The organism is Pseudomonas sp. MWU12-2345, assembly GCF_023242385.1.
Lineage (GTDB): Bacteria > Pseudomonadota > Gammaproteobacteria > Pseudomonadales > Pseudomonadaceae > Aquipseudomonas > Aquipseudomonas gingeri_D.
On sequence record NZ_JALLJA010000013.1, the window covers coordinates 163,639 to 177,197 of the forward strand.

General features: G+C 62.0%; 11 protein-coding genes. All 11 read left to right on the plus strand.

Translation table 11 applies throughout. The features are described 5' to 3' along the window. Nucleotides 1–41: 41 nt before the first annotated feature. The 11 genes from M5C71_RS23600 (at nucleotide 42) to nuoH (ending at nucleotide 13,559) form a co-directional block, all read left to right on the plus strand. Nucleotides 42–1,208: a cupin domain-containing protein gene (locus M5C71_RS23600; RefSeq protein ID WP_152739825.1), complete on the plus strand. Its 1,167-nt coding sequence runs from the start codon at nucleotides 42–44 to the stop codon at nucleotides 1,206–1,208. After that, the gene (locus M5C71_RS23605) at nucleotides 1,201–1,626 is read left to right on the plus strand and encodes a GNAT family N-acetyltransferase (RefSeq protein WP_103494154.1); all 426 of its coding nucleotides are present in this window, start codon (nucleotides 1,201–1,203) and stop codon (nucleotides 1,624–1,626) included. Before M5C71_RS23600 ends, M5C71_RS23605 begins: the two co-directional genes overlap by 8 nt. A gap of 134 nt (nucleotides 1,627–1,760) precedes the next feature. Next, nucleotides 1,761–2,558, plus strand: a complete 798-nt coding sequence (locus tag M5C71_RS23610; RefSeq protein WP_177104238.1) for a secretin N-terminal domain-containing protein — start codon at nucleotides 1,761–1,763, stop codon at nucleotides 2,556–2,558. A 503-nt stretch (nucleotides 2,559–3,061) separates the two neighbouring features. Continuing rightward, nucleotides 3,062–4,387 carry an isocitrate lyase gene (gene aceA / locus M5C71_RS23615; protein WP_103495052.1) on the plus strand — a complete coding sequence of 442 codons (1,326 nt, stop codon included), beginning with the start codon at nucleotides 3,062–3,064 and terminating at the stop codon, nucleotides 4,385–4,387. Between the two features lie 515 nt (nucleotides 4,388–4,902). Further along, a complete protein-coding gene (locus tag M5C71_RS23620; RefSeq protein WP_010444610.1) occupies nucleotides 4,903–5,316 on the plus strand; it encodes an NADH-quinone oxidoreductase subunit A in 414 nt (137 codons plus the stop codon). A 10-nt stretch (nucleotides 5,317–5,326) separates the two neighbouring features. Then, on the plus strand, nucleotides 5,327–6,001 hold the full coding sequence (locus M5C71_RS23625; RefSeq protein WP_100940076.1) for an NADH-quinone oxidoreductase subunit B: 675 nt from the start codon (nucleotides 5,327–5,329) through the stop codon (nucleotides 5,999–6,001). Between the two features lie 73 nt (nucleotides 6,002–6,074). Continuing rightward, complete coding sequence (gene nuoC / locus M5C71_RS23630; protein ID WP_248768854.1) at nucleotides 6,075–7,859, plus strand: NADH-quinone oxidoreductase subunit C/D; 1,785 nt, start codon at nucleotides 6,075–6,077, stop codon at nucleotides 7,857–7,859. A 2-nt stretch (nucleotides 7,860–7,861) separates the two neighbouring features. Then, complete coding sequence (nuoE, locus tag M5C71_RS23635) at nucleotides 7,862–8,359, plus strand: NADH-quinone oxidoreductase subunit NuoE (protein WP_040069325.1); 498 nt, start codon at nucleotides 7,862–7,864, stop codon at nucleotides 8,357–8,359. Beyond that, nucleotides 8,356–9,711: an NADH-quinone oxidoreductase subunit NuoF gene (gene nuoF, locus M5C71_RS23640; protein ID WP_103495049.1), complete on the plus strand. Its 1,356-nt coding sequence runs from the start codon at nucleotides 8,356–8,358 to the stop codon at nucleotides 9,709–9,711. The genes nuoE and nuoF overlap by 4 nt, the downstream gene beginning before the upstream one ends. 129 nt (nucleotides 9,712–9,840) lie before the next feature. Beyond that, a complete protein-coding gene (nuoG, locus tag M5C71_RS23645; RefSeq protein WP_103495048.1) occupies nucleotides 9,841–12,555 on the plus strand; it encodes an NADH-quinone oxidoreductase subunit NuoG in 2,715 nt (904 codons plus the stop codon). Then, complete coding sequence (gene nuoH / locus M5C71_RS23650; RefSeq protein WP_100940071.1) at nucleotides 12,552–13,559, plus strand: NADH-quinone oxidoreductase subunit NuoH; 1,008 nt, start codon at nucleotides 12,552–12,554, stop codon at nucleotides 13,557–13,559. The genes nuoG and nuoH overlap by 4 nt, the downstream gene beginning before the upstream one ends.

Genomic DNA, 13,559 nt, shown 5'->3' on the forward strand with positions numbered 1-13,559 from the left:
TTATTCCAGCCTTAAAAATGCTTTTTTTCAATAGGTTACACATGAATCCTGATACTCCTCTGCAACTTCTGGGCGGCATCACCGCCCGGGAATTCCTGCGTGACTACTGGCAGAAGAAACCCCTGCTGATCCGCCAGGCCATTCCGGATTTCGAAAGCCCGATCGACGCCGACGAACTGGCCGGCCTGGCCCTGGAAGAAGAAGTCGAATCGCGCCTGATCATCGAGCACGGCGAACGCCCCTGGGAACTGCGCCGCGGCCCGTTCGCCGAAGACGCCTTCAGCCAACTGCCGGAGCGTGAGTGGACCCTGCTGGTGCAGGCCGTGGACCAGTTCGTCCCGGAAGTCGCCGAACTGCTGGAGCACTTCCGCTTCCTGCCGAGCTGGCGCATCGACGACGTGATGATCAGCTTTGCCGCGCCCGGCGGCAGCGTCGGTCCGCACTTCGACAACTACGATGTATTCCTGCTCCAGGGCCACGGCAAGCGCAACTGGAAAATCGGCCAGATGTGCGATTCCGCCAGCCCGCTGCTGGAACACGCCGACCTGCGCATCCTCGCCGAATTCGAGGAAACCGCCGAGTGGACCCTGGAACCCGGCGACATGCTCTACCTGCCACCGCGCCTGGCCCATTGCGGCGTGGCCGTGGATGACTGCATGACCTATTCGGTCGGCTTCCGCGCACCGAGCGCCGCCGAAGTGCTGACCCACTTCACCGACTTCCTCGCCCAGTTCCTGCCGGACGAAGAACGCTACACCGATGCCGACGCGCAACCGGTGGCTGACCCGCACCAGATCCAGCACGACGCCCTCGACCGCCTGAAAAGCCTGCTGGCCGAGCATATGAGCGACGAACGCCTGCTGCTGACCTGGTTCGGCCAGTTCATGACCGAGCCGCGTTATCCGGAACTGGTGGTGGGCCCGGAACTCGAAGAAGAAGACCTGCTCAGCGGCCTGCAAGATGGCGCGATCCTGATCCGCAACCCGAGCGCGCGCCTGGCCTGGTCCGAAGTCGACGACGACCTGCTGCTGTTCGCCAGCGGACAGAGCCGCCTGTTGCCGGGCAAACTGCGCGAGCTGTTGAAAATGATCTGTGCGGCCGATGCGCTGCACGCGGATAATCTGGCGCCATGGTTGGCCGATGAAGACGGCCGCAGCCTGCTGTGTCAGCTGGTCAAACAAGGAAGCCTGGGATTTGCCGATGAATAGAATTCACGTACGTGTCGCGGACTGGCAAAAGGATAACGCCGAGATTCGGCGCATTCGTGAGTCGGTGTTCATTGCCGAGCAGTCGGTTCCGCCGGAGCTGGAGTGGGACGCCGATGACAGCGGCGCCGTGCACTTCCTGGCCGTCGAGGGGGACTTCCCGATCGGCACCGCCCGGCTGTTGCCGGACGGCCATATCGGCCGGGTCTCGGTCCTCAAGGACTGGCGCGGGCTGAAGGTCGGTGACGCGCTGATGCAGGCGGTGATCGGCGAGGCCGAGAAACGTGGCCTCAAGCAACAGATGCTCAGTGCCCAGGTCCAGGCGACCCGGTTCTATGAGCGCCTGGGGTTCAGCATCGTCAGCGAGGAGTTTCTCGAAGCCGGGATTCCCCACGTGGATATGGTGCGCAACTCCGCCTGATTCCACCGTTTGAGCATCACCCAGAACGCCCCGCCATCGGGGCGTTTTGCCGTCCGCGATTCAACTTGACCCACCAATGGCCGAGAAACTGTCAAACTCAACCCATTGCCCAGTCCAACGCGGAGATAACGGACATGTCCCTACGCACCCTGCTCACCGGCCTGCTACTGACCTGCACCCTCAGCGCCCAGGCCGCCACCGAAATCATTCCCCTGAACTACCGCACCAGCGCCGACCTGCTGCCGGTAGCCCAGGACTTTCTCGGCAAGGACGGCAAGGCCAGCGCCTACCAGAACCAACTGATCGTCAATGCGGAACCTTCCAAGATCAAGGAACTGCGTGACTTCCTCGGCCAACTCGACACCCCGGCCAAGCGCCTGCTGATCAGCGTCGACACCAGCGAAAACAACGACCAGAACAACGGCTACACGATCAACGGCCAGAACCAGACCCGCGTCATCAACTATGGCACCGCCAGTCGCGACGGCGGCATCCAGCAGGTGCAGACCGTCGAAGGCACCCCGGCGCTGATCCAGGTCGGCCAGAGCGTACCGCTGACCACCGCCATCAGCACCAACCAGACCCAGGGTAACGGCTCGAACCAGAATCAGAACCCCAATCAACAGCCCCTGACGCAGATCCAGAGCCAATACCGCAACGTGACCCAGGGTTTCTACGTCACCGCCAGCGTCACCGGCGACATCGTTCACCTGTCCATCAGTACCAATCGTGACCGGATCAGCCAGGAGCGTCAGGATGTAGTGAACGTGCAAAGCACCGACACAACCGTCAGCGGGCGCCTGGGCGAGTGGATCACCCTGGCCGGCGTCAATGGCCAGAGCCAGGCCGACCGACAGGCGCTAACCCGCAGCTACTCGACCTCTGGGCGTAACGACATGACTTTGCGGGTGAAAGTCGACAGCCTGGACTAAAGCACCAAAAACTGACTGGCGAGTCGTATTAGACTAAAGATGTAGTGCCTGAAAAAAAGCACTACAAAATGTTTGACGAGCCAAAAAACCGAAGGCATGATGGCCTCGCTCCCGCTAATCAGGGGCCCTGGCAAGGGCCTTCGGATCGCCGCTCTGACCTACCCACCTGAGCCGATTCGTGTCTGTACCGCCCACAAGGCGCGTTTGACGAGGTTGCGACTGGAACGAAGTTGTCCCGAGGGACGGAAGCGTAATAGGTAGAACGGCAAGATCCCTGAAGTCCGCATAAAGGCCCACGATGCCCCAATGCGCCCGACGGCTCGCCCTCGCCTCGCTCACTTCCCCCTTGAGCCCATCGTTCAATCGTCGCCTTCCCCGCCGAACCGCACCTGAGCGCCTAAGCTTCTGGTCAGCGAGCAGCCGTTTGTCCAAGCCCTCGGCTTGAACACCCGGCGGAGCAAGGAATTCTCCACCTAAAGACCTATGCGACGAGGTTTATCTCCATGGCACTGACACGCGAACAGCAAATTGCAGCCCTTGAAAAAGACTGGGCTGAAAACCCGCGCTGGAAAGGCGTGACACGCACTTACTCCGCCGCTGACGTGGTCCGCCTGCGTGGCTCGGTTCAACCTGAGCACACCCTGGCCCGCATGGGCGCCGAGAAACTGTGGAACCTGGTGACCCAGGGCGCCAAGCCGTCCTTCCGTCCGGACAAGGATTTCGTCAACTGCATGGGCGCCCTGACCGGCGGCCAGGCCGTGCAACAAGTCAAGGCCGGTATCCAGGCGATCTACCTGTCGGGCTGGCAAGTGGCCGCGGACAACAACTCCGCAGAATCCATGTACCCCGACCAGTCGCTGTACCCGGTGGACTCCGTGCCGACCGTGGTCAAGCGCATCAACAACTCGTTCCGTCGCGCCGACCAGATCCAGTGGAAAGCCGGCAAGAACCCGGGCGATGAAGGCTACATCGACTACTTCGCACCCATCGTGGCCGACGCCGAAGCCGGTTTCGGCGGCGTGCTGAACGCCTACGAGCTGATGAAGAGCATGATCGAAGCGGGCGCCGCCGGCGTGCACTTCGAAGACCAGCTGGCTTCCGTGAAGAAATGCGGCCACATGGGCGGCAAGGTGCTGGTTCCGACCCAGGAAGCCGTGCAGAAGCTGACCGCCGCCCGCCTGGCCGCCGACGTTGCCGGTACGCCGACCATCATCCTGGCCCGTACCGACGCCAACGCCGCCGACCTGCTGACTTCGGATTGCGATCCGTACGACCAGCCGTTCGTGACTGGCGAACGCACCCAGGAAGGCTTCTATAAAGTCCGCGCCGGCCTCGACCAGGCCATCGCCCGCGGCCTGGCCTACGCGCCGTACGCCGACCTGATCTGGTGTGAAACCGCCAAGCCGGACCTGGACGAAGCCCGTCGCTTCGCCGAGGCCATCAAGAAGGAATACCCGGACCAGCTGCTGTCCTACAACTGCTCGCCGTCCTTCAACTGGAAGAAGAACCTGGACGACGCGACCATCGCCAAGTTCCAGCGCGAACTGTCGGCCATGGGCTACAAGCACCAGTTCATCACCCTGGCGGGTATCCACAACATGTGGCACAGCATGTTCAACCTGGCGCACGACTACGCCCGCAACGACATGACCGCCTACGTGAAACTGCAGGAGCAGGAATTCGCTGACGCTGCCAAGGGTTACACCTTCGTCGCGCACCAGCAGGAAGTCGGTACCGGCTACTTCGACGACATGACCACCGTGATCCAGGGCGGCTCGTCCTCGGTGACCGCGCTGACCGGTTCGACCGAAGAAGAGCAGTTCCACTGAGTAAGCGAGCAAGCGGCCATTCCAGAGCGAAGCAGAACTAACTGGAATGCCTGAAGACCTGACGCCCCGACTGGTTCGGGGCGTTTTTTTACCCGCTGGAATCGTGCAAGTCATTGATCCAGAGCGGTATCAATTGCGACAAAAAGCGCTAAAACGACGCCCGACGCAACTTTCATCGCGCCGGCGTTTAAAGCCACTACACTTCCCTTCGCGGGCGACCACCAGCATTGGAGCGATCTAGATGATATCAATTATCATTCAATATTCACTTCGTTCATTACAATGCGGATAAAACATAATTAACAAAAAGGCCCCTAATGCCCACAGTACATGGCCTGCAAGCCATCGAGACCTCTACATGTCCTTATTCCAGCCAATAATTTCGCTATAGAAAATTTACTTGCCCGGTGTTTAGCCATAAAATCACCGGGATAGATTGCACTGCGACATATCGTCACTGCTTTTACTTCTTTATCACGCTCAGAGACCCTTGCGCTCTGTTAAGGATTACCCGCATGACCGAAGCGACCGGACTCATGGCCCACAACTGGGGCTTTGCCATTTTCCTGCTCGGCGTCGTCGGCCTCTGCGCCTTCATGCTCGGTCTTTCCAGCCTCCTCGGGTCAAAAGCCTGGGGACGCAGCAAAAACGAACCGTTCGAGTCCGGCATGCTACCCACCGGTAGCGCCCGCTTGCGGCTCTCCGCCAAATTCTATCTGGTCGCGATGCTGTTCGTGATCTTCGATATCGAAGCCCTCTTTCTCTTTGCATGGTCTGTGTCCGTCCGCGAAAGCGGCTGGACCGGATTCGTCGAAGCTCTCGTTTTCATAGCAATTCTGTTGGCAGGTCTTGTCTACCTTTACCGAGTGGGGGCGCTTGATTGGGCTCCGCAAGCTCGTCAGAAGCGGCAGGCGAAGCTGAAACAATGAGGCTTTGGCAATGCAATACAATCTCACTCGAATCGACCCGGATGCGCCTAACGAGCAGTACCCGATCGGCCAACGGGAAACCGTTTCCGATCCGTTAGAAGATCAAGTCCACAAAAACATCTACATGGGCAAGCTGGAAGACGTGCTGAACGGCGCGGTCAACTGGGGGCGTAAAAACTCCCTGTGGCCGTACAACTTCGGCTTGTCGTGCTGCTATGTGGAAATGACCACCGCCTTCACGGCGCCCCACGACATCGCCCGCTTCGGCGCCGAAGTTATCCGGGCATCGCCGCGCCAGGCGGATTTCATGGTTATTGCCGGTACCTGCTTCATCAAGATGGCGCCGATCATCCAGCGCCTCTACGAGCAAATGCTCGAGCCGAAGTGGGTCATCTCCATGGGTTCGTGCGCCAACTCCGGTGGCATGTACGACATCTACTCCGTGGTTCAAGGGGTGGACAAGTTCCTGCCCGTGGACGTCTACGTGCCTGGCTGCCCGCCCCGCCCCGAGGCTTTCCTGCAAGGCTTGATGCTGTTGCAGGAGTCGATTGGCCAGGAGCGTCGCCCACTTTCCTGGGTCGTCGGCGATCAAGGCGTATACCGCGCCGAGATGCCGTCGCAAAAGGAACAGCGCCGCGAACAGCGTATCCAGGTCACCAACCTGCGCAGCCCTGACGAAGTCTGATCCAGATCCGCTCTGTAAAAAGAAACGAGAAGCTGGCTTCATTCTTTACGTTGACCCAAAGCGATAAGAAACCATGACTACAGGCAGTGCTCTGTACATCCCGCCTTACAAGGCTGACGACCAGGATGTGGTCGTCGAACTGAACAACCGTTTCGGCCCCGAGGCCTTTACCGTCCAGGCCACCCGCACCGGCATGCCGGTGCTGTGGGTGACCCGGGCCAAGCTCGTCGAAGTCCTGACCTTCCTGCGTAACCTGCCCAAGCCGTACGTCATGCTCTATGACCTGCACGGCGTGGACGAGCGTCTGCGCACCAAGCGCCAGGGCCTGCCGAGCGGCGCCGATTTCACCGTGTTCTATCACCTGATGTCGCTGGAACGTAACAGCGATGTGATGATCAAGGTCGCCCTTTCCGAAGGCGACCTGAGCATCCCGACCGTGACCGGTATCTGGCCAAACGCCAACTGGTACGAACGTGAAGTCTGGGACATGTTCGGCATCGATTTCCCCGGCCACCCGCACCTGTCGCGCATCATGATGCCGCCGACCTGGGAAGGTCACCCGCTGCGCAAGGACTTCCCGGCCCGTGCCACCGAGTTCGATCCGTTCAGCCTGACCCTGGCCAAGCAACAGTTGGAAGAAGAAGCCGCGCGCTTCCGTCCTGAAGACTGGGGCATGAAGCGTTCCGGCACCAACGAGGACTACATGTTCCTCAACCTGGGCCCGAACCACCCTTCGGCCCACGGTGCCTTCCGGATCATCCTGCAACTGGACGGCGAAGAAGTCGTCGACTGCGTCCCGGACATCGGCTACCACCACCGTGGTGCCGAGAAAATGGCCGAGCGCCAGTCCTGGCACAGCTTCATCCCCTACACCGACCGTATCGACTACCTTGGCGGGGTGATGAACAACCTGCCGTACGTGCTCTCGGTCGAGAAGCTGGCCGGCATCAAGGTGCCGGACCGGGTCGACACCATCCGCATCATGATGGCCGAGTTCTTCCGGATCACCAGCCACCTGCTGTTCCTGGGTACCTATATCCAGGACGTCGGCGCCATGACCCCGGTGTTCTTCACCTTCACCGACCGCCAGCGCGCCTACAAGGTCATCGAAGCCATCACCGGCTTCCGCCTGCACCCGGCCTGGTACCGCATCGGCGGCGTCGCCCACGACCTGCCACGTGGCTGGGACAAGCTGGTCAAGGAGTTCGTCGACTGGCTGCCAAAACGCCTCGACGAGTACACCAAGGCCGCCCTGCAGAACAGCATCCTCAAGGGTCGGACCATCGGTGTCGCCGCCTACAACACCAAGGAAGCCCTGGAATGGGGCGTCACCGGTGCCGGCCTGCGTTCCACCGGTTGCGATTTCGACCTGCGTAAAGCCCGTCCGTACTCCGGCTACGAGAACTTCGAATTCGAAGTCCCGCTGGCGGCCAACGGCGACGCCTACGATCGCTGCATGGTGCGCGTCGAAGAAATGCGCCAGAGCATCAAGATCATCGACCAGTGCCTGCGCAACATGCCGGAAGGCCCGTACAAGGCGGATCACCCGCTGACCACGCCGCCACCGAAAGAGCGCACGTTGCAGCACATCGAGACCCTGATCACGCACTTCCTGCAAGTTTCGTGGGGCCCGGTGATGCCGGCCAACGAATCCTTCCAGATGATCGAAGCGACCAAGGGCATCAACAGTTATTACCTGACGAGCGACGGCGGCACCATGAGCTACCGTACCCGGATCCGCACCCCAAGCTTCCCCCATCTGCAACAGATCCCTTCGGTGATCAAAGGCAGCATGGTCGCGGACTTGATCGCGTACCTGGGTAGTATCGACTTCGTTATGGCCGACGTGGACCGCTAAGCATGAACAGCCCGCTTATCCAGACAGACCGTTTCGCCCTCAGCGAAACCGAGCGCTCGGCCATCGAGCACGAGTTGCATCACTACGAGGACCCGCGCGCGGCGTCCATCGAAGCCCTGAAGATCGTCCAGAAGGAACGTGGCTGGGTGCCTGACGGCGCGCTCTACGCCATCGGCGAGATCCTCGGCATTCCGGCCAGCGACGTCGAAGGCGTCGCGACCTTCTACAGCCAGATCTTCCGCCAGCCGGTGGGTCGTCACATCATTCGCGTCTGCGACAGCATGGTCTGCTACATCGGCGGCCACGAGTCGGTGGTCGGCGAAATCCAGAGCAAGCTCGGCATCGGCCTGGGTCAAACCACCGCCGACGGTCGCTTCACCCTGCTGCCCGTCTGCTGCCTCGGCAACTGCGACAAGGCCCCGGCGCTGATGATCGATGACGACACCTTCGGCGACGTCCAGCCTGCTGGCGTTGCCAAACTGCTGGAGGGCTACGTATGACCCTGACTTCCTTCGGCCCTGCCAACCGCATTGCGCGTTCGGCAGAAACCCACCCGCTGACCTGGCGCCTGCGTGATGACGCCGAGCCCGTGTGGCTCGACGAATACCAGGCCAAGGACGGCTATGCCGCCGCCCGCAAGGCCTTCGCCGACATGGCCACAGACGATATCGTCCAGACCGTGAAGGACGCCGGTCTCAAGGGTCGCGGTGGCGCGGGCTTCCCCACCGGGGTGAAGTGGGGCCTGATGCCCAAAGACGAATCCATGAACATCCGCTACCTGCTGTGCAACGCGGATGAAATGGAGCCGAACACCTGGAAAGACCGCATGCTGATGGAGCAACTGCCCCATCTGCTGATCGAAGGCATGCTGATCAGCGCCCGCGCGCTGAAGACCTACCGGGGCTACATCTTCCTGCGCGGCGAATACGTCACCGCCGCCAAGCACCTCAACCGTGCGGTGGAAGAAGCCAAGGCAGCGGGCCTGCTGGGCAAGAACATCCTGGGCAGCGGCTTCGACTTCGAGCTGTTCGTCCACACCGGCGCCGGGCGTTATATCTGCGGTGAAGAAACCGCGCTGATCAACTCCCTCGAAGGCCGTCGCGCCAACCCGCGCTCCAAGCCGCCCTTCCCCGCCGCCGTCGGCGTCTGGGGCAAGCCGACCTGCGTGAACAACGTCGAGACCCTGTGCAACGTGCCGGCGATCATCGGCAACGGCATCGACTGGTACAAATCCCTCGCCCGCGAAGGCAGCGAAGACCACGGCACCAAGCTGATGGGCTTCTCCGGCAAAGTGAAGAACCCTGGCCTGTGGGAACTGCCATTCGGCATCACCGCCCGCGAGCTGTTCGAAGACTACGCCGGCGGCATGCGCGATGGCTTCAAGCTCAAGTGCTGGCAGCCCGGCGGCGCCGGTACCGGTTTCCTCCTGCCCGAACACCTGGAAGCGCAGATGTATGCCGGCGGCATCGGCAAGGTCGGCACCCGTATGGGCACCGGCCTGGCCATGGCGGTGGACGACAGCGTCAACATGGTTTCGCTGCTGCGCAACATGGAAGAGTTCTTCGCCCGTGAGTCGTGCGGTTTCTGCACCCCTTGCCGCGATGGCCTGCCGTGGAGCGTCAAGCTGCTGCGCGCGCTGGAGAACGGCGAAGGCCAGGCCGGCGATATCGAGACCCTGCTGGGTCTGGTCGGTTTCCTCGGCCCGGGCAAGACCTTCTGTGCTCACGCACCGGGTGCCATCGAGCCATTGGGCAGCGCCATCAAGTATTTCCGTCCGGAGTTCGAGGCTGGCATCGCACACAAAAGTGCAGCCGTCCCGCCTTTGGCGCGGCCGATCGTAGTCGGCGCATAACGTATCGAAAGGGAGGGCGGTCCGTGCCGCCCTCTTGCTCGCCTGAAGACGCACTTGTGATGCGCCAGGCGAGGACCAGGATTCCATTAGCCACGCCCGCGGACGCGGGCCAACGAAGAACTTTGAACCATGGCCACTATCCACGTAGACGGCAAAGCGCTCGAAGTCGATGGGGCAGACAACCTGTTACAGGCGTGTCTGTCGCTAGGCCTCGACATCCCTTATTTCTGCTGGCACCCCGCGCTCGGTAGCGTCGGTGCCTGTCGCCAGTGCGCGGTCAAGCAGTTCAACGACGAGAACGACAAGCGTGGTCGTATCGTCATGTCCTGCATGACCCCGGCTTCCGACGGCAGCTGGATCTCCATCGACGACGAGGAAGCGAAAGTCTTCCGCGCCAGCGTCGTCGAATGGCTGATGACCAACCACCCGCACGACTGCCCGGTCTGCGAGGAAGGCGGTCACTGCCACCTGCAAGACATGACCGTGATGACCGGCCACAACGAGCGCCGTTATCGCTTCACCAAGCGTACCCACCAGAACCAGCAACTGGGCCCGTTCATTTCCCACGAGATGAACCGCTGCATCGCCTGCTATCGCTGCGTGCGCTTCTACAAGGACTACGCCGGCGGTACTGACCTCGGTGTGTTCGGTGCCCACGACAACGTGTACTTCGGTCGCGTCGAAGACGGCACCCTGGAAAGCGAATTCTCCGGCAACCTCACCGAGGTCTGCCCGACCGGTGTGTTCACCGACAAGACCCACTCCGAGCGCTACAACCGCAAGTGGGACATGCAGTTCTCGCCGAGCATCTGCCATGGCTGCTCCAGCGGTTGCAACATCAGCCCGGGCGAACGCTACGGTGAACTGCGTCGGATCGAAAACCGCTTCAACGGTTCGGTCAACCAGTACTTCCTCTGCGACCGTGGCCGTTTCGGCTATGGCTACGTCAACCGCGAAGACCGCCCACGTCAGCCACTGCTGGCCAACGGCGCCAAGCTGAGCCTGGACGAAGCCCTGGATAAAGCCGCCGAGCTGCTGCGCGGTCGTAATATCGTCGGTATCGGCTCGCCCCGCGCCAGCCTGGAAAGCAACTTCGCCCTGCGCGAGCTGGTGGGTGCCGAGCACTTCTACTCGGGCATCGAAGCGGCTGAGCTGGAGCGTATCCGCCTGGTCCTGCAAGTCCTGAACGACAGCCCGCTGCCGGTTCCGAACATGCGCGACATCGAAGACCACGACGCCGTGTTCGTCCTCGGTGAAGACCTGACCCAGACCGCCGCGCGCATGGCCCTGGCCCTGCGCCAGTCGGTCAAGGGCAAGGCCGAGGACATGGCTGACGCCATGCGTGTCCAGCCTTGGCTCGACGCCGCGGTGAAGAACATTGGCCAGCACGCGCTGAACCCGCTGTTTATCGCCAGCCTCGCTGAAACCAAGCTCGACGATATCGCCGAAGAGTGCGTGCACGCCGCGCCCGACGACCTGGCCCGCATCGGTTTCGCCGTGGCCCACGCCCTCGACGCCAGCGCCCCGGCCGTCGAAGGCCTGGACGCTGAAGCCCAGGCACTGGCCCAACGCATTGCCGACGCCCTGCTGGCGGCCAAGCGCCCACTGATCATCGCCGGCACCTCCCTGGGTTCCAAGGCGCTGATCGAAGCCGCGGCCAACATCGCCAAGGCCTTGAAGCTGCGCGAGAAGAACGGTTCCATCAGCCTGATCGTGCCGGAAGCCAACAGCCTGGGCCTGGCCATGTTCGGTGGCGAGTCCCTGGACGCTGCCCTGCAAGCGGTGATCGACGGCAAGGCCGACGCCATCGTCGTGCTGGAAAACGATCTGTACACCCGCACCGACAAGGCCAAGGTCGACGCCGCACTGAACGCTGCGAAAGTAGTGATCGTTGCCGACCACCAGAAAACCGCCACCAGCGACCGCGCCCACCTGGTTCTGCCAGCCGCCAGCTTCGCCGAAGGCGACGGCACCCTGGTCAGCCAGGAAGGCCGTGCCCAGCGTTTCTTCCAGGTCTTCGATCCGAAGTACCTCGACGCGAGCATCCTGGTTCACGAAGGCTGGCGCTGGCTGCATGCCCTGCGCGCGACCCTGCTGAACCAGCCGATCGACTGGACCCAACTGGACCACGTCACCGCCGCCTGCGCTTCGAGCACCCCGCAACTGGCCCGTATCGTCGACGCAGCCCCTTCCGCCGCGTTCCGCATCAAGGGCATGAAACTGGCCCGTGAACCGCTGCGTTACTCCGGCCGGACCGCCATGCGCGCCAATATCAGCGTGCACGAGCCGCGTACCTCCCAGGACGTCGACACCGCGTTCGCCTTCTCCATGGAAGGTTACTCGGGCTCCGTCGAACCACGCCAACAGGTGCCGTTCGCCTGGTCGCCGGGCTGGAACTCGCCGCAGGCCTGGAACAAGTTCCAGGACGAAGTCGGTGGTCATATCCGCGCTGGCGACCCGGGCACCCGCCTGATCGAAAGCCAGGGCGATTCGCTGAACTGGTTCGCCAACGTGCCACGCGCCTTCAACCCGGCCCAGGGTACCTGGCAGGTGGTGCCGTTCTTCCACCTGTTCGGCAGCGAGGAAACCTCCTCGAAAGCCGCTCCGGTACAAGAGCGCATCCCGGCCGCCTACGTGTCGCTGGCCAAGTCCGAAGCCGATCGCCTGGGCGTCAACGACGGTGCCCTGCTCAGCTTGAACGTTGCAGGCCAGACCCTGCGTCTGCCGCTGCGGATCAACGAAGAGCTGGGCGCTGGCCTGGTGGCCTTGCCGGCCGGCCTGGCGGGCATTCCTCCAGCGATCTTTGGCAAATCCGTTGACGGTCTGCAGGAGGCAGCTCAATGACCTGGTTCACCCCTGAAGTGATCGACGTGATCCTCTCGGTCGTCAAGGCCATCGTGGTGCTGCTGGCCGTGGTGGTCTGCGGCGCCTTGCTGAGCTTTGTCGAACGTCGCCTGCTGGGCTGGTGGCAGGACCGCTACGGTCCGAACCGCGTCGGCCCGTTCGGCATGTTCCAGATCGCCGCCGACATGCTGAAGATGTTCTTCAAGGAAGACTGGACGCCACCGTTTGCCGACAAGGTGATCTTCACCCTGGCACCGGTGGTGGCCATGAGCGCCCTGCTGATCGCCTTCGCGGTCATCCCGATCACCCCGACCTGGGGTGTCGCGGACCTGAACATCGGCCTGCTGTTCTTCTTCGCCATGGCCGGTCTGTCGGTGTACGCGGTGCTGTTCGCCGGTTGGTCGAGCGCCAACAAGTACGCCTTGCTGGGCAGCTTGCGCGCCTCGGCCCAGACCGTGTCCTATGAAGTGTTCATGGGCCTGTCGCTGATGGGCATCGTGGTCCAGGTCGGCTCGTTCAACATGCGCGACATCGTCGAATACCAGGCTCAACACCTGTGGTTCGTGATCCCGCAGATCTTCGGTTTCCTGACCTTCTTCATCGCCGGCGTGGCCGTGACTCACCGTCACCCCTTCGACCAGCCGGAAGCGGAACAGGAACTGGCCGACGGTTACCACATTGAATATGCCGGCATGAAATGGGGCATGTTCTTCGTTGGCGAGTACATCGGCATCATCCTGATCTCGGCGCTGCTGGTCACCTTGTTCTTCGGTGGCTGGCACGGTCCGTTCGACATCCTGCCGCAACTGTCGTTCATCTGGTTCGCCCTGAAGACCGCGTTCTTCATCATGCTGTTCATCCTGCTGCGCGCTTCGATTCCGCGCCCACGCTATGACCAGGTGATGGACTTCAGCTGGAAATTCTGCCTGCCGCTGACCCTGATCAATTTGCTGGTGACCGCTGCGATCGTGTTGTTGAACACGCCTGCGGGCGCGGTTCAGTGA

Bases quoted from the DNA above. Each gene is read 5' to 3' on its own strand.
- M5C71_RS23600 (WP_152739825.1), top strand. From the start codon at position 42: ATGAATCCTGATACTCCTCTGCAACTTCTGGGCGGCATCACCGCCCGG.
- M5C71_RS23605 (WP_103494154.1), top strand. From the start codon at position 1,201: ATGAATAGAATTCACGTACGTGTCGCGGACTGGCAAAAGGATAACGCC.
- M5C71_RS23610 (WP_177104238.1), top strand. From the start codon at position 1,761: ATGTCCCTACGCACCCTGCTCACCGGCCTGCTACTGACCTGCACCCTC.
- aceA (WP_103495052.1), top strand. From the start codon at position 3,062: ATGGCACTGACACGCGAACAGCAAATTGCAGCCCTTGAAAAAGACTGG.
- M5C71_RS23620 (WP_010444610.1), top strand. From the start codon at position 4,903: ATGACCGAAGCGACCGGACTCATGGCCCACAACTGGGGCTTTGCCATT.
- M5C71_RS23625 (WP_100940076.1), top strand. From the start codon at position 5,327: ATGCAATACAATCTCACTCGAATCGACCCGGATGCGCCTAACGAGCAG.
- nuoC (WP_248768854.1), top strand. From the start codon at position 6,075: ATGACTACAGGCAGTGCTCTGTACATCCCGCCTTACAAGGCTGACGAC.
- nuoE (WP_040069325.1), top strand. From the start codon at position 7,862: ATGAACAGCCCGCTTATCCAGACAGACCGTTTCGCCCTCAGCGAAACC.
- nuoF (WP_103495049.1), top strand. From the start codon at position 8,356: ATGACCCTGACTTCCTTCGGCCCTGCCAACCGCATTGCGCGTTCGGCA.
- nuoG (WP_103495048.1), top strand. From the start codon at position 9,841: ATGGCCACTATCCACGTAGACGGCAAAGCGCTCGAAGTCGATGGGGCA.
- nuoH (WP_100940071.1), top strand. From the start codon at position 12,552: ATGACCTGGTTCACCCCTGAAGTGATCGACGTGATCCTCTCGGTCGTC.